This window comes from Streptomyces roseochromogenus subsp. oscitans DS 12.976 (assembly GCF_000497445.1).
In the GTDB taxonomy this organism is placed as follows: Bacteria; Actinomycetota; Actinomycetes; order Streptomycetales; family Streptomycetaceae; genus Streptomyces; species Streptomyces oscitans.
The window spans coordinates 3,724,030-3,740,396 of the sequence record NZ_CM002285.1; the positions used below are offsets into that span (position 1 = coordinate 3,724,030).

The following is a 16,367-nucleotide window of genomic DNA, read 5'->3' on the forward strand; positions in this document are numbered from 1 at the left end:
GCACCCCGACCCGGGTGCCCGGACCGACTCCGTGCCGCGTCAACTCGGTGTGCGAGTGCGGTGACGCGTTCGTCCAGTTGCCGGTAGGTGAGGGACGTCGTCTCCTCGACCAGCGCGGGCCGCTCACCGAAGTGTTCGGCGGCGTCGGCCAGTACCTGATCCAGTCGACGCGCGGGCGCGTTCGACCGTGGCGGGTTCACCGTGGGACTCCTCGACGTGTACGACCCGTGTCAGCGACCGGCTCCGCGACGCGGGCCGGGCCCGGGCTCCCCGATTCGGGCTCTCACCACCGGATTTCAGGGGCGCACCACCGGATTTCGACACTCACCCTAGGTTCCTGTGCCGCCCCCTCAGAACCCCAGCGACCCCCCTGTGTCGGAGCGGGGCGCGCTGGGGATGCGCCTGAGGCTGCGTAGGGGGGCACCGGAATCAGGGGTTCTCGGCGCGGCCAGCCATGGCTATAGATGGAGTTCCCGACCGCGCCGGCCCGCGCACCCCGAAGGTCGGGCGTGCCCTGTCGTGGTGACCGGCCCCTGGGCGCTGCCGCCGGCGGCGCGCACGGCGAGCGGGCCCTGCGCATGTCCCCTTCTCCGTCCCCTCGGGACCCCCTTGGGACACGGACCCTTAAGGACCCCTCTTTGGTGACGAACAGAAACAGAGCACGTCATCTGCTCGGCTATCTGCTGCTCGTCGTGGCGCCGGTCGCCCTGGCGTTGGTGCTGCTGGCCGGGTTGGCCGAACCGCGGCACTCAGGCCACTCGGCCGCCGCGTCGAGCCCGTCCCGGCTGCTGCCGGCGCTGGCCGTCATCCTGGTGGTGGTCCGGCTGGTGGGAGCCGCCCTCAGACGGCTGGGCCAGCCCGCGGTGGTCGGTGAGATCGTCGCCGGCATCGTTCTCGGCCCGTCCGTCCTCGGCTTCTTCCTGCCGGACGTGCAGCGGGCCGTCTTCCCCGCCTCGATCCTGCCGTCCCTGGACACCCTCGCCCAGCTGGGCGTGGTGCTGTTCATGTTCCTCGTCGGCCTGGAACTGCCCTTGGGCCTGCTGCGCCGCAGCGGCTCGGCGGCCGCGGCGCTCGCGCAGGCCAGCACGGCGGTGCCCTTCCTGTGCGGTGCGGCGCTCGCCGCGGTGCTGCTCGACTCGTACCGGCCCGCCGGCGCCTCCCGGCTGACGCTGGTCATGTTCGTGGGTGTCGCCTTCGCGATCACCGCGTTCCCCGTGCTGGCGCGGGTCCTGGGCGAACAGCGGCTGACCCACACCCCACTCGGCACCCTGGGCATGGCCACGGCCGGGATCGGCGACGTCATCGCCTGGTGTCTGCTCGCCGCCGTGACGGCGGTGGCCACCAGCGCCTCGGCCGCGCCCACCGCGCTCACGTGCGCGCTGATCGTGGTCTACGCGGCCGTCATGTTCTTCGTGGTCCGGCCGGCCCTCACCCGGGTCGCGCCCCGCTTCGAGGGGGCGGGGCAGCCACTGGTGGCGGCGGCCGTGCTGACCACCACGCTGGTCTCGGCCTGGCTCACGGACCGCATCGGCGCGCACGCCATCTTCGGGGCGTTCATCGCGGGCGTGGTGATGCCCCGCAACTCGGTGGCGATCCAGCGGATCGCGGACCGGGTGGAGGGCCTGACCAGCTGGGTGATGCTGCCCGTCTTCTTCGCCGTGGTCGGGCTGAAGCTCGACCTGCCCGCGGTGGGCGGTCCCCGGGACTGGGGGGTGCTCGCGCTGATCGTGCTCCTCGCCTCCGTGGCCAAGTTCGGCACGGTGGCACTGTTCGCCCGTCTGCTGGGCCGCAACCGGCGGGACGCGGCCGCCCTCGGGCTGATGATGAACTGCCGTGGCGTCACCGAGCTGATCGTGCTTCAGCTCGGGCTGACCCTCGGCGTCCTGTCCCAGCAGCTGTTCTCGATGCTCACCTGCATGGCGCTGGTGACCACGGCCACGACCGGACCACTTCTGCGCAGGCTGCGGCTGGACCGCAGCGGTTCCGATTCCACCCGCAACACCACGGAGGCTCCGTTGTTGACCAGCAGTGAGGGGACGACATGAGCGTCACATCCCACCACGACGTTCTCGTCCTCGGCTCCGGACCCGGTGCCTCGGTGCTCGCCACAGTGCTGGCCCGGGCCGGCTCGGACGTCCTCGTCGTCGGCGAGGACACCCACCCGCGCTACCGGCAGGGCGAGACGTCCACACCCTTTCTGTCCTGGCTGCTGCGGCTGCTCTCCGCCCGGTACGACGTCCCGGAGTTCGCCCACCTCGCCGCGTACGACACCGCCCGCGAGCAGGTGAGCCGACGGGTCGGAGTGGAACGCTCGATCGGCTTCGCCCAGGGCGGGCGCGAGCGCCGGACGGCGCTGCCGCGCGCCGCGGCCGGGGCCTTGCTGTACCGGCAGGACGTCGACGCCCACCTCTTCCACACCGCCGCGCTGCACGGCGCCCGGGTCCGCCAGCAGGCCAAGGTCGTCAAGGCCGAGGTGACCGCGGACCAGGTACTGGTGACGACCGCGCGCGGCGAGACGTTCTCGGCGCGCTTCCTGGTGGACGCGAGCGGCCGCGACTCGGCCGCCCTGGCGGCGCTCGGCGCCGAGGTGCGCGAGGGGGCCGCGGCGGACGGGCCGCGGACGCGTACGGTGCACACCCATCTGATCGAGACGGGCCTGCCCGCCGCGGACGGCACCACGCACCACCTGTTCGACGGCGGCTGGCTGACGGTCACCCCGTTCACCGGCGGCGGGGTCAATCCCGTGACGGGCGTGCGCTTCACGGTGGACGCCGACCGCTTCGAACAGGACGAGGATCCGGAGCGGGAGTTCCGGGCCCTGCTGGAGCGGGTGCCCGAGCTGCGGCCGGGCCGGATCGCGCCGGTGCAGCCCTGGCACTCCACCGGGGTGCAGCAGTACGCCCGCGAGCAGCGTGCGGGGGACCGCTGGTTCGCGCTCGGCGCGAGCGCCGGTTTCACCGATCCGTTCCTCGCGGGTGAGCTGGTCCACGAGTTGCAGGTGGTGAACGCGCTGGCGTGGCGGCTGATCAAGGCCCTCGCCGCGGACGACCTGCGCGGCACGTACTTCGCCGAGGTGGCCGCGCTCGACGAACGCCTGCGCTCGGCGCAGGCCACGCTGGTCGCCGACTTCCTCGGAGCCGGCGCCGACCCGGCACGTCTGGACCGGTTCGTCGAGCGCTGGGAGCTGGCCGGTTTCTACGCGACGCTGCGGCTGCGGGACGCGGTCGTGTCCCTGCCCGGCTCCGACGGCCCGGCGCTGGCGTACGAGGGTCTCGTGCCCGACGACGACCTGGAGACGCTGCGGAAGGTGACCCCGCCCGCGTTCCGGTCGGGTATGACCGCGTTGCGCGAACCGGGCCGAGGCCTCACGGCCGTGGGCCGACTGCGCGCGGCGGCCCGGACCAGTCCCTCCCCCGAGATCCAGCGGCTGCTGCTGGCCGCCACCCCCGACCTAGTGCGAGGCCGCCTGTGAACGCCACGACCGACCATGACGTCATCGTGCTGGGAGCCGGGATCGCCGGCTCCATGCTCGGTGCGATCCTCGCCCGGCAGGGTGCGTCGGTCCTGCTCGTGGACGCCGGCTCGCACCCGAAGTTCGCGGTCGGCGAGTCGACGATCCCCGAGACGCTGGTGACGCTCCGGATGATCGCCGAGCGGTACGACGTGCCCGAGATCGCGACGCTGACGAACACCAAGTTCCTCATGGAACAGGTCAACACCTCGTTCGGGGTGAAGGACCACTTCGGCTTCCTGCTGCACCGCGAGGGCGAGGAGCCGGACTGGCGCGAGGCCGTCCAGCTGAGCACGGGCGGCGGGGTGTACAAGACCAGTCACCTGTTCCGGCAGGACACCGACACCCACCTGTTCCACGCCGCGGTCCGGCACGGCTGTGTGCCCAAGCTGAACCACCTGGTCTCCGACGTGGAGATCGAGGACGACCACGTCGCCGTGGTGGGCACCGACGGGAGCCGGATCACCGCTCGCTACCTCGTGGACGCGAGCGGCTTCCGCTCGCCGCTCGCCGCGAAACTGGGGCTGCGCGAGGAGCCGTCCCGGCTCAAGCACCACTCCCGGTCGCTGTTCAGCCACATGATCAACGTGCGCCAGGACGAGGTGCTGGGCCACACCGGCGATCAGTGCCCGCCGACGCGCTGGTACGACGGCACGATGCACCACACCTTCGACCGCGGCTGGTTCTGGGTCATCCCGTTCGACAACAACCCCGCATCCCGCAACCCGCTGGTCAGCGTGGGGGTGACCCTGGACGAGCGCAAGTACCCGAAGAACCGGGATCTCACGCCCGAGCAGGAGTTCTTCGAGCTGGCCTCGCGGTTCCCGGCGGTGAAGCGGCAGTTCGAGAACGCCGTCTCGGTGCGGGAGTGGGTGTCCACCGAGCGGCTGCAGTACTCCGCGACCCGCTCGGTGGGGGCCCGCTGGTGCCTGATGTCGCACGCGGCGGGCTTCATCGACCCGCTGTACTCACGGGGCATCTCCAACACCGCGAACGTGGTGAACGTCCTGGCCCACCGGCTGCTGGGGGCGCTGCGCGAGGACGACTTCACCGTGGAGCGCTTCGAGTACGTGGAGCGGGTGGAGCAGGGACTTCTCGACTACAACGACGCCCTGGTGAACGCCTCGTTCATCTCCTTCGGCCACTACCCGCTGTTCAGCGCGGTGTTCCGGGTGTGGACGCTCGGCACGGTGTTCAGCGCCAACCGGCTGCAGGCCGCCATGATGCGGTTCCGGCGCACGGGTGACCCGGAGCACCTCAGGGCCCTGGAGGACCACGACCATCCCGGCCTGTGGTGGCCCGACGCCCGCTACCTCGAGTTGCTGGACGCGGTCGTCGAGCAGACCTCGCGCTACGAGCGGGGCGAGGTGACCGGCGATGAGGCGGCCCAGTACCTCTTCCGCCGGCTGTCCTCGGCCGACTTCGTCCCGAAGCCGTTCGGTTTCGCCGACATCGAGCACCGCTTCCTGCGGCCCACGCCCGGGCGGATGGTCTCGCTGCTGAAGTGGGCCCTCACCGAGGCACCGGATGACGTGCGCGATCTGTATCTCGGCCCGGTGACGGAGTCACTGAAGGGCCTCGTCGCCGGACGCCGGCCGGCGTAGGGGCGGCCGATGACCACCGTGGACAGCGATCCGAGGCATCCGAGGTATCCGGGGTATCCGGGGTATCCGGGGTATGTGGACGCCTCCGAATACCGCACGCTGATGGGCGGGTTCCCGACCGGAGTCGTGGTCGTCACCACGACGGGCGACGACGGGACGCCGTACGGCCTGACTTGTTCCTCCCTGTCGAGCGTGACCGTGCGGCCGCCGACTCTGCAGGTGTCTCTGATGTCCACCAGCAAGGTGCTGGCGGCGATCCTCGGCAACCAGCGGTTCGCGGTGAACCTGCTGCACGCCCGGGCCCGGGAGGCGGCATCGGTGTTCGCCTCGCCCGTCGACCGGTTCGCCAGGGTGCCCTGGCGGCCGACCCCCCGGCTGGGCCTGCCGTGGCTGCACCGGGACGCGTTCGCCGTGGCGGAGTGCAGGCTGGCCCGGACGCTGGAGATCGGCGACCACACCATGCTGTTCGGCGAAGTGACGGCCGTGGACCACGCGGACGACGTACCGCTTCTGTACGGCAGACGGCAGTACTCGGTCTGGCCCGGGGACTAGGGCCTGGCCGGAAACGGACAGAAGGTGGGGTGCCGGCGAAGGAGACTTCGCCGGCACCCCACCTTCTGTCGTGGAACCCCGTCGGCTCAACGGCGGGACGCGATGAACGCCGCCAGACGGTCCAGGGCCTCATCGATCTCGGCCGGGGAGACGGCGCTGCACGACAGGCGCAGCCGCCGGTCGGCGTCCGGATGGTCGTAGAAGTGCCGCATCGGTACCCAGAGCACCCCGTGCTCCTGGGCGGAGTGCTCCAGCGCAGCGTCGTCCGCGGCGAACGGCACGTCCACCACGACGAAGAAGCCGCCGCGTGGGGTGTTCCAGCGCACTGGGCCACCGGCGGGGAAGCGTGCCGCCAGGCCGTCGAGCAGATGGCGGAGATTGCGCTGGTACACCGCGCGTTCCGCGGTGTTGGCGGCGACCAGGCTGCACCCGTGGGTCACCAGGTGCCCGCCGACGACGGCCTGCGCGACCGGGGAGGTGTTCACCGTGAGCATGCCCTTGATCTTGGCGAGTTCGTCGGCGAACAGACCCAGGCCGCCGTCGGCGGCCTCGACCGGGGTGTCGGCCACGACATAGCCGACGCGGGCGCCGGGCAGGCACGTCTTGGCGAACGAGCCGAAGTAGACCACCCGGCGGCCGGTGTCGAGTGCCTTCAGGGTCGGCAGGTGCTCCCCTCCGTGGAACAGCCCGTACGGGTTGTCCTCCAGAAGCAGCAGGTCGAGCGCCGCCGCCGCGTCCAGCAGGGCGTGCCGGACAGCCAGGTCCATGCTCATCCCGGAGGGGTTGGCGAAGTCCGGCATGACATAGCAGGCACGCGGGCGCCGGCCCTCGGCGCGCAGCCGGGTCACCGTACGGGCGAGCGCGTCGAGGTCGACCCCGTCCGTGCCACCGGGTACCGGCACCACGGGCAGGTCGACCAGGGCAGCCGCCCCGGTCAGGCCCACATAGGTCGGGGCGACGGCGAGCAGCACGTCCCGCGGGTCCGCGCGCAGCGCCCGCAGGGTCAGCACCATCGCCTCCTGGCAGCCGACGGTGACCACCACGGACTCCGGGTCCACGTCGATGCCTTCGTCGACGTGGAGCATCCGGGCGACCAGGTCGTGGATGACGCCCTTGGTACGCCCGTACTGGAACAGGGTCCTGCGCACCTGCTCGGGGGTGAACCCGCGGTCGGCGGCGAGGTGGTGCCGGTACGCGGCGAGGTACCGCTCCGGTGCGCGTGCGTCGAACAGGTCCTCGTGCGGCCGGCCGGCAGCCAGCGAGATGGCGTCGGGGTAGCGGTGCGACACCTCGTTGAGGAAGTTCATCGACTCCAGCACCGGCCCGGCCAGCGCGGGATGCAGGTCCCCGGCCCGCAGCAGGGCGGAGCGCACCTGGGCGGCCACGGCCTCGCTCACCGGTTCTGCCCGGTGAGCGAGGCTTCCTCCACCGCCTCGTAGAGGGCCCTGATGTTGCCGCTTCCGAAGTGGCGGGCGCCGAAGCGCTCGATGACCTCGTAGAACAGCGTGCCGCTCGGGTGCGTGGATCGGGTGAAGATCTGGTACAGCTGACCGTCGTGGTCCTCGTCGACCAGGATGTCGAGATCCCGGAGTTCGGCGACCGGGTGCCGGGCCGGCGTGAGGCGCTCGGTGAGCCGGTCGTAGTAGGTGTCCGGGGTGTCCAGGAAGCCGACGCCGCGCTCGCCGAGTACGGCGACGGAGCGGACGATGTTGCGGGTGGAGAACGCCACGTGCTGGACGCCGGCCCCGCCGTTGTCCCGCAGGAAGCGGTCTATCTGCCCGGAGTCGGCGCTGGTGTCCGGCTCGATCAGGGTGAGGGTGACGTCACCGGACGGGCTCTGCACCACCTTGGAGTCCATCGCCTGGGTGCCCACCGCGATGCGCTCCGCGAAGGTCATCCGGAAGCCGAGGGTGCGCTCGTAACGCTCCACGGTGGGGCCGAGGTCACCGGCGTCCAGGCAGACGGCGAAGTGGTCGACCCGCTCCAGGCAGGTGGACGAGGCCGGCTGCGGGGTGAGCGCGCCGAACCCCGGCAGCCATATCCCCTCGGTGCCGGCGGGCGGCTGCACCAGGGTGTGCACGACGTCGCCGAAGGCGGCGACGGCCGCTAGTGTCGCTCCCCCGGCGTCGGCCGGGGCCTGCGTGGAGCGGGCGCCGGCCGCCACCGCCGCCCGGTGGGTGCCGGCCGCGTCGGCGGTGCGCAGCGCGATGTCCGCCACGCCGAATCCGTGCCGCTCGGTGAACTCCCGGGTGTGCGGGCCCTCGGTGACCAAGGCGGCGATGTCGTTCATGCCCACGGCGACCGTGCGTCCGCCGCCGGGCAGCGCCCTGGCACCCCACACCCCGAAGCCGTAGCGTTCCACCAGTTCGGCCACGGCCTCGTCGGCGTCGGGGGCGTAGAACTCGAGGTGGTTGAGTGTGACGTCCGTGGCGTGGTCCGTCACGTCGGTCGGTGACTGCATCGGAATCCTTTTCTTCGAGGCTTACGAGTCGGGGCTTACGAGTTCTTCGAGGCGTACGCGGCTCTTCGCGAGCTGCGCGGCGAGACAGCGAGGGGGGTCACCGTGGGCTACTTCGCTTCCAGCACGGAGAAGGCGGAGTCCGGCACGGCACGCACGGCGGAGAGGGTGTAGCCCGCCTCGGCGAGCAGCGCCTCGAACTCCCGGGCCGAGCGCTCCCGGCCGCCGGTGAGCACCATCATCCCGATGTCGCTCCACTTGCTCGGGTGCCACGAACCGTCCTCGGGCACCAGCATCTCGACGATCATCAGCCGACCGCCGGGTTCGAGCGCGGCGCGCGAGGCCCGCAGGATCGACACGCACTGGTCGTCGGTCCAGTCGTGCAGCACGCTGCAGAGCAGATGGGTGTCGGCGCCCGCGGGGACGCGCTCGAAGAAGTCGCCGGCCGCCAGCTCGCAGGCCCGTCCGTCGAAAGTGCCGGCGGCGCGGACACTCGCCACCACGGCGGGCCGGTCGAACAACACGCCCCGCAGCCGCGGTGCGCGGCGCAGGATCGCGTCGAGCTGGTAGCCGTCCCCGCCGCCGAGGTCCATCACCGTGCCGCACTCGCTCCAGTCGGTGTCGGTGGCGAAGCGCGGATAAAGCCGCGCGGCCCGCTCCCTCATCCGTTGCAGGAACGCCTGGTCGGAGGCGCCGTCGGCGTCCTTGTGGGCGAAGAAGCCGCCGTGCTGGTCGTCGAAGACCGACCTGCCGGTGCGGAACGTGTCGATGCCCCGCAGCCAGGCGCGCTGGCTCTCCACGTTCAGCAGCGACGTGCGGACGCTGCCCTCGGCCCCGGCACGCAGCCGGTGCCCGGCCGGAGTGAGCCGGAAGACGCGGGCGCCTTCCTCGGTGAGCACGCCGACCGAGGCCAGGGCGCGCAGCAGCCGGTGGAGGGCATCGGGGTGGGCGCCGACGGCGTCGGCGATCTCGTCGGCGGCACGCGGGCCGTCGGCGAGGACGTCGGCCACGCCGAGTTCGGCGGCGATGCGCAGGACGTGCGGCAGGATCGCCACGCAGCTGTCGTCGATCAGGCCGAGATAGTCGTCGAGCAGCAGTGCGGGCTGCGGCGCCGGCTCAGGCACTCGTGTCCTCCATCGCGCGGACCAGGCTGCGCGGGCGCAGGTCGGTCCAGTGGGCGTCGATGTAGTCGAGGCACGCCTGGCGCGAGTCCTTGTCGTGCGCGACGCTCCAGCCGGCGGGCACATCGGCGAAGGCCGGCCACAGCGAGTGCTGGCCCTCCTCGTTGACGAGCACGAGGTAGCTGGCGTCGTTGTCCTCGAACGGGTTGGTCATCGTTCCGTTTCCTTTCCTGCGGGGTTCTGGGCTTGGTTCTCGGTGAGGTTCGGGGTGGGGTGGGCGCGGGCGCGGTGCGCGAGGTCGCGCAGCCGGTCGGAGACGCAGCGGCCGATGGCGGCCAGCGCGCCCGGGTCGGTCAGCATCAGGCCGTGGTCGACGTCGACCTGGTGGCGGCGGATGGCGCCGGTGACGTACGGCTGCCAGTCGCCGGCGGTCGGCCAGTCCGCGCCTCGTCCGCCGGTGGCGGTGACGAACAGCAGGTCGCCGTCGAACACCTCCGGGGCGAAGTTCTGCTGCGCCAGGAAGTTGCGCCGGAACACCTCGACCGCCAGGGCCAGTTGGCGCTCGTCGAGGGTGGCCAGCGCGCTGCCGCCGCGCTCCAGCACGGCGCGGGCGGCGGGCACGGTCAGCTGCTCGGTACGGTCCCAGGTGTGCCCGGCGTAGTGCAGCAGGCCGGTCAGGACGGCGTGCGTGTCCGGGGTGTAGTCGCGCGCTCCGTCGAAGCGCGGGTAGGCGTCGAGGATCGCGAGCAGGGCGACCTCCTCGCCCCGGGACTGCAGCCGGGTGGCGAGCCGGTGGGCGAGCACGCCGCCGAAGGACCAGCCGAGCAGATGGACCGGCCCGTGCGGCTGCACCTGGCGGATCTGTGCAGCGTAGTCGTCCGCGATGTCCTCCAGCGTGGCGCCGGGCAGGGGGGCGCCGGACGCTCCGTCCAGGCCGCGGGACTGCAGGGCGTACACCGGGTGTTCCCGGCCCAGATGGCGCAGCAGGCCGCTGTAGCACCAGCCGAGTCCGGCGGCCGGGTGCACGCAGAACAGCGGTGCGCGCCGGCCTGCCGGGCGCAACGGCAGCAGGACGTCGAATCCGCCGCGTCCGCCGCCGGGTGCCTCGCCGAGGCGCTCGGCGAAGCCGGCGACGGTGGGCGCGGTGAACAGCGTGCGGATGCCCGTCTCCACGCCGAGCACCTCCCGCACCCGGCCGATCAGCCGGGCCGCGAGCAGCGAGTGGCCGCCGAGATCGAAGAAGTCGTCGTGGACGCCGATCCGGTCCAGGCCGAGGATGTCGGCGAAGAGCCCGCACAGCACCTCCTCACGGGGCGAACGCGGGGCGCCGGCCGGGTCGGTGGTGGGCTGTGCGGGCGCGGGAAGCGCCCGCCGGTCGAGCTTGCCGTTCGGGGTGAGCGGGAACCGGTCGAGCACGACGACGGCCGACGGGACCATGGCGTCGGGCAGATGGGCGGCGGCGTGCTTGCGCAGGGCCGGCGGGTCGGTGTCCTCGCCCGGAGCGGGTACGACGTAGCCGACGAGCCGGTTCTCGCGCAGCACGACCTCCGCGTGGCGTACGGCGGGGTGGCGTTCCAGTACGGCGGCCACCTCGCCCGGTTCGATCCGCTGTCCGCGCAGTTTCACCTGGTCGTCGGTGCGGCCCGCGTACTCCAGCGCCCCGTCGTGGCGCAGCCGGGCCAGGTCGCCGGTGCGGTACAGGCGGGCGCCGGGCGGGCCGTAGGGGTCGGCGACGAACCGCTCGGCCGTGCGGCCGGGCTGGGCGAGGTAGCCGCGAGCCAGCTGGCGGCCCCCGAGGTACAGCTCGCCGGTGACGCCGATCGGCACCGGCCGCAGCGCGCTGTCCAGGACGTAGGTGCGGGTGTTCCACACCGGCCGGCCGATGGGCACCGTGTCTCCTCCGTCGCACCGCCAGGCGGTGACGTCGACGGATGCCTCGGTGGGTCCGTACAGGTTGTGCAGGCCGGCGTCCAGGGTGGCCAGGCAGCGGGCGGCGAGCTCGGCGGGCAGGGCCTCGCCGCTGCAGATCACCCGGGTCAGGCTGGTGCAGGCGGCCGCGGCGGGCTCGTCGAGGAAGGTCCGCAGCATCGACGGCACGAAGTGGACGGTGGTGACCCGTTCGGCGGCGATCAGCGCGGCGAGGTAGGCGGGGTCGCGGTGGCCGTCGGGGCGGGCCACCACCAGGGTGGCGCCCTGGAGCAGCGGCCAGAGGAACTCCCAGACGGAGACGTCGAAGCCGGCCGGGGTCTTCTGGAGCACCCGGTCCTCGGGGGTCAGACGGTACGCGTCCTGCATCCAGGCGAGCCGGTTGACGATGCCCTCGTGCGGGACGACGACGCCCTTGGGCCGGCCCGTCGATCCCGAGGTGTACAGCACATAGGCCGGGTGCCCGGGACGCAGCCCGCGATCGCCGAGGCCGTCGTCGGCGCCCGGGTCCGGCGTACCGGACGGCTCGGCGCGCAGGGCGATCCGCGGGAACCCGCCGGGCAGCTCGGTGGTGCCGTCGAGGGTGAGGACGACGTCCGGGGCGGACTCCTCGGTCATCAGGCGCAGCCGCTCCGCCGGCTGGCCCGGGTCCAGCGGCAGGTAGGCGCCGCCCGCCTTGAGTACGGCGAGGACGGCGACGACGAGTTCGACGGAGCGGGGCAGGGCGAGCCCCACCAGCCGCTCGGGGCCGACGCCGTGATCCACCAGGCGGCGGGCGAGCCGGTTGGCGCGGGCGTCGAGTTCGCCGTACGTCACCTGCTCGCCCTCGAAGACGACCGCCGTGCGGTCGGCCGAGCGGGCCGCCTGGTCCTCGAACAGCCGGGGCAGGCACAGGTCCGGCACGACGTGGCCGGTGTCGTTCCAGTCGTGGACGACGCGCCGTTCCTCGACGGGGTCGAGCAGCCGTACGGCGGAGACCGGCGCGTCCGCGGCGGTGGCGAACCGGGTGAGCACCTGCCCGAGCCGAGCCACCAGGTCACGAGCCGTCTCCGCCGGGAAGAGGTCGGCGCGATGGGCGATGCGCAGCCGCAGCCGTTCACCGGGCACCACCACCAGGGTCAGTGGGTAGTGGGTGGCGTCCTCGACGCTCATCGACGTCGCCAGCATGCCGTCGGCGCCGGCCTTCAGGCCGTCGTGGTCGACCGGGTAGCTCTCGAAGACGACCAGCGTGTCGAACAGCCGGTCGAGGCCGGACCAGCGGGTCACCTCCGCGAGCGAGGGGTGCTGGTGGCCGGTGAGCGCCGCCTGCTCCCGCTGCACGCGCGCCAGCAGGGCCGACAGGGGCTCCGCAGGGTTGAACCGGACGCGGACCGGCAGGGCGTTGATGAACAGCCCGACCATCTGGTCCGCCGCGGGAATCTCGGGCGGCCGGCCGGCGACGATCGCGCCGAAGACGACGTCGTCCTGGCCGGTGGCGTGCCGCAGCAGGGTGCCCCAGGCGCACTGCACGACCGTGTTGAGTGTCGTGCCGTTGCGCCGGGCGAGCGCCCCCAGGTCGGTGGTGACGTCGGTGGGCAGCAGGCATTCGGCGGCCTCCGGAAGCGCCGCCCCTCGGGCCGGGTCGGGCGGGGCCATGAACGTCCCGGCGGCAAGTCCGTCCAGCGCCTGCCGCCAGGCGTGTTCGGCGGCGGCCGCGTCCCGGTCGGCCAGCCAGGCCAGGTAGTCCCGGTAGGGCGGCGCGGGCGGGAGCTGCCGGCCGGTGTAGAGGGCGAACAGCTCGCGCACCGCGATCGCCAGCGACCAGCCGTCCAGCAGGATGTGGTGGTGCGTCAGGACGAAGCGGTGCTCCCGCTCGCCGGTGCGCACCAGCGTGCAGCGCAGCAGCGGCCCCTTGGCGGGGTCGAACGGGCGCACCCGGTCCGCGGTGAGCAGCCGGGCGTACGCGTCCTCGCCGGCCCCGCGCAGGTCCGTCTCGGTCCACGGCACGGAGACCGCGCGCGGTACCACCTGCGCGGGCACACCGGACTTGCCGAAGCGGAAGGAGCCACGCAGGTTCGGGTGCCGGCGCAGCAGCGCCTCGACCGCGCCACGCAGCCGGCCGGCGTCGACGCCCCCGCTCAGGGTGAGCGTCAGCTGGACGTTGTAGACCTCCGTACCGGACGGGTCGAACAGGGCGTGGAAGAGCAGCCCTTCCTGCAGCGGGGTCAGCGGGAGGACATCCTCGATCCGTGACCCGGCGCGCGCCGCGGTGGCTTTTCCGGTCTGTGATCCGCGCACGTCAGTGCCCCTCCTCGTCGAAGTCGAAGGAGCCGGGATCGTCTTCTTCGAGTTCACCCAGCTCGTCCTCGAACAGGTCCAGGTCGTCCTGGCTGAGGTCGGCCAGGCTGACGTCCGACGGTGTCGGCGCGGAGCGGACGGGGGACGCGGCGCACACGGTGAGCCGGTCCAGTACGGCGAACCAGGTGTCCACCAGGTCGGCCGCGGCGTTGTCCGGCAGGAGCGCGTCCGCCCAGGCGAGGCCCACGACGAGCCGGTCGTCCCGCACCATCGCCGTGATCTCCAGGCCGTGCGCCACGGGCAGCGCGGGGTCGGCCGCGCCTCCGAACGCACCGGGCTCGGGCGCCACGGACCAGCCGGCCGCCGGGGCGTCAGCGCCTCCGAAGCGGCCCAGGTAGTTGAAGGCGGCCTCAGGTGTGGCCGCGTCGGCCAGCACGGATCGCCCCCGCGCGGAGAGGTGACGCAGCAGCCCGAACCCGGTGCCCTTCTCGGGGACCGCGCGCAGCTGGTCCTTGAGGTGCCCGAAGGCACGGCCGAGGGCGACGTCGTCGTACGGCTCGGTGATCCAGGTCCCCGAGCCGGTGTCCAGGCGGACGGGATACACGCTGGTGAACCAGCCGACAGTCCGTGTCAGATCGATCGCGGGGTCGGTCTCGTCGCGTCCGTGGCCCTCCAGGTCCAGCCGCACCGCACCGGTGGTGGCGCCGGTGCGCCGGGTGCGCCAGTCGGCGAGCGCCAGCGCGAGGGCGCCGAGCAGCACCTCACCGGTGGTGGCGTTCAGCGCGGCCGGCACGGTCGTCAGCAGCGGTGCGGTCCGCTCGGCGGACAGGCGCCCGCTGTGCTGCCGTACGGCGGACTCGGTGTCGCGTGCGGGGTCCACGGGGCCGTCCAGCAGGGGGGCGGCCGGGGCCGTCATGCGGGTCCAGAACGGCAGTTCGTCCTCCCGGTCCCGGGCCTGTCCGGGCAGCAGGTGGGCCCACTGCCGCAGCGACGTCCCGGTGTCCGGCAACTCGCCGGTGCGCCAGGCGGTGTCCAGGTCGGAGAGCAGGATCTGCCATGACACGGCGTCCACGACCAGGTGGTGCAGGACGAGTACGAGCCGGCCGCTGCGGCCGGGGCGGTCGAGCCACACCGCCTGCGCCATCACACCCTGCCGGGGGGCCAGCCGGTCGCGGGCCGCCTCGGTGAGCGCGGGCAGCTCGGCGAGCTCGCCGTGCGCGTACCGCAGCAGATCGGCGGCCCGGACCGTGCCCGCCGGGCGGATGATCGTCGCCCACTTCTGCTCGTCGGACACGTCGTGCTCGTCGCGCTCGCCGGTGGTGAGCACGGTCCTGAGCGCGGCGTGCTGATCGAGGAGCTGTTGCAGCAGCCGCTCCAGCGTGTCCCGGTCCAGGCCACGCGGGGTGCGGATCCACAGGGACTGGCTGAACCGGTCGACGGGGCCGCCGCGTTCGGCCAGCCAGTGCGCCATCGGAGTCAGCGGCAGATCGCCGTCCTCCGCCATGGTGACGGCCGCCGTCGGCGTGCTGCCCGCCACCGCCGCGAGCGCGGCCACGGTCCGCCGGTCGAACACATCACGCACCGTCAGGTTCACCCCCTCGGCGCGGGCCCGGCTGACCAGGCGTATGGAGGTGATGCTGTCGCCGCCCAGGTCGAAGAAGCCGTCGTCGACGCCGACTTCGGGGACACCGAGCACCTCGGCGAAGACGCTGCACAGCACTTCCTCGACCGCGTTCGACGCCGAACGCGCGGTTCCGGCGGTGGTCTGCGGTTCGGGCAGGGCCGCGTGGTCGAGTTTGCCGTTCACGGTCAGCGGCAGCCGCTCCAGGACGACCACGGCCGACGGGACCATGTAGTCCGGCAGCGCCGCGGCCAGCATGCGCCGCAGATCGCCTCCGTCGGCGCCGGTCCCGGCCGGCACGGCGTAGCCGACCAGGCGGCCCGATTCCCGCTGGACGACGACGGCGTGGGCGACCTCGGGCAGCGCGGTCAACGCGGCCTCCACCTCGCCGAGCTCGATGCGGTGGCCGCGCACCTTCACCTGGCCGTCACCGCGTCCGAGGAACTCCAGGCCCTCGGCGCCCCAGCGAGCCAGGTCGCCGGTGCGGTACATGCGGCTGCCCGGCGGACCGTAGGGGTCGGCCACGAACCGGGACGCGGTCAGACCGGGCCGGTCGTGGTATCCGCGCGCCAGACCCGCGCCGGCCACGTACATCTCTCCCGGCACACCGGGCGGGACCGGACGCAGCCGTTCGTCGAGGACCCGGACGGTGAGGTCGGCCAGCGGGGCGCCGATCGGGCTGCCGAGCCGGGCGCGGACGTCGGCGGGGCCGAGGGCCCGGGCGGTGACGTGCACGGTGGTCTCGGTGATGCCGTACATGTTGATCAGCAGCGGTGCGTCGGCGGGGTGGTCGGCGTACCAGGCGTCCAGGCGCCGGGTGTCGAGCGCCTCGCCACCGAACACGACCGCCCGCACGGGCAGTTCGCCCCCGGGACGCAGAGCGGACAGCAGATGGAACGCCGACGGCGTCTGGCTGAGCACCGTGACCCGCTCCTGAATCAGCAGGCGCAGGAAGTCCTCCGGGGAGCGGCTGACGTCGAACGGTACGACGACCAGGCGCCCGCCGTGCAGCAGAGCCCCCCACAGCTCCCACACGGAGAAGTCGAACGCATAGGAGTGGAACAGCGCCCACACGTCCGACGCGGTGGGCCGCAGGTGCCGTTCGGTGGCCGCGAACAGGCGCAGCACGTTCCGGTGGGTCACCACGACGCCCTTGGGGCGTCCGGTGGAGCCGGAGGTGTAGATCAGGTAGGCGGCGTTGTCCGGGTGGGTGCCGGGATCGGGCAGCGGGGCATCGGAGTGGGCCGCGGCGTCGCCGACGGCGACCGCGGGCAGCCCCGCGGGCAGCCGGTCCGCG

The 16,367-nt window shown here is 72.9% G+C and carries 10 protein-coding genes and 1 pseudogene; 4 read left to right on the forward strand and 7 right to left on the reverse strand.

The annotated features are described in order from the left end of the window. A partial coding sequence (locus M878_RS98900; protein WP_037730137.1) for an AMP-binding protein occupies positions 1-200 on the reverse strand: 200 nt, incomplete at its 3' end. A 441-nt stretch (positions 201-641) separates the two neighbouring features. On the opposite strand from M878_RS98900, the gene M878_RS47990 reads away from it, so the two are divergent. Genes M878_RS47990 through M878_RS65875 form a run of 4 tightly spaced genes read left to right on the forward strand, consistent with a single transcriptional unit; the run spans position 642 to position 5,667 of the window. After that, positions 642-2,045, forward strand: a complete 1,404-nt coding sequence (locus M878_RS47990; RefSeq protein ID WP_023547389.1) for a cation:proton antiporter domain-containing protein — start codon at positions 642-644, stop codon at positions 2,043-2,045. Continuing rightward, positions 2,042-3,472: an FAD-dependent monooxygenase gene (locus tag M878_RS65865; RefSeq protein WP_023547390.1), complete on the forward strand. Its 1,431-nt coding sequence runs from the start codon at positions 2,042-2,044 to the stop codon at positions 3,470-3,472. The genes M878_RS47990 and M878_RS65865 overlap by 4 nt, the downstream gene beginning before the upstream one ends. After that, positions 3,469-5,115, forward strand: a complete 1,647-nt coding sequence (locus M878_RS65870; protein WP_023547391.1) for an NAD(P)/FAD-dependent oxidoreductase — start codon at positions 3,469-3,471, stop codon at positions 5,113-5,115. The genes M878_RS65865 and M878_RS65870 overlap by 4 nt, the downstream gene beginning before the upstream one ends. A gap of 9 nt (positions 5,116-5,124) precedes the next feature. Beyond that, entirely contained in the window at positions 5,125-5,667 is a 543-nt protein-coding gene (locus M878_RS65875; protein WP_023547392.1) for a flavin reductase family protein, read from the forward strand. Positions 5,668-5,753: 86 nt separating this feature from the next. On the opposite strand, the gene M878_RS65880 is transcribed toward M878_RS65875, so the two are convergent. The 6 genes and pseudogenes from M878_RS65880 to M878_RS47995 all read right to left on the reverse strand — a co-directional run. Next, positions 5,754-7,064: an aminotransferase-like domain-containing protein gene (locus M878_RS65880; RefSeq protein ID WP_023547393.1), complete on the reverse strand. Its 1,311-nt coding sequence runs from the start codon at positions 7,062-7,064 to the stop codon at positions 5,754-5,756. Further along, positions 7,061-8,128: a 4-hydroxyphenylpyruvate dioxygenase gene (gene hppD, locus M878_RS65885; RefSeq protein WP_023547394.1), complete on the reverse strand. Its 1,068-nt coding sequence runs from the start codon at positions 8,126-8,128 to the stop codon at positions 7,061-7,063. Before hppD ends, M878_RS65880 begins: the two co-directional genes overlap by 4 nt. Positions 8,129-8,235: 107 nt before the next feature. Further along, positions 8,236-9,249: a methyltransferase gene (locus M878_RS65890; protein WP_023547395.1), complete on the reverse strand. Its 1,014-nt coding sequence runs from the start codon at positions 9,247-9,249 to the stop codon at positions 8,236-8,238. Next, positions 9,242-9,460 carry an MbtH family protein gene (locus M878_RS65895; RefSeq protein WP_023547396.1) on the reverse strand — a complete coding sequence of 73 codons (219 nt, stop codon included), beginning with the start codon at positions 9,458-9,460 and terminating at the stop codon, positions 9,242-9,244. Before M878_RS65895 ends, M878_RS65890 begins: the two co-directional genes overlap by 8 nt. Continuing rightward, on the reverse strand, positions 9,457-13,449 hold the full coding sequence (locus tag M878_RS65900) for a non-ribosomal peptide synthetase (protein WP_023547397.1): 3,993 nt from the start codon (positions 13,447-13,449) through the stop codon (positions 9,457-9,459). The genes M878_RS65895 and M878_RS65900 overlap by 4 nt, the downstream gene beginning before the upstream one ends. Before the next feature lies 1 nt (position 13,450). After that, positions 13,451-16,276, reverse strand: a pseudogene (locus M878_RS47995) (amino acid adenylation domain-containing protein); the annotation flags it as partial. Positions 16,277-16,367: the final 91 nt, after the last annotated feature.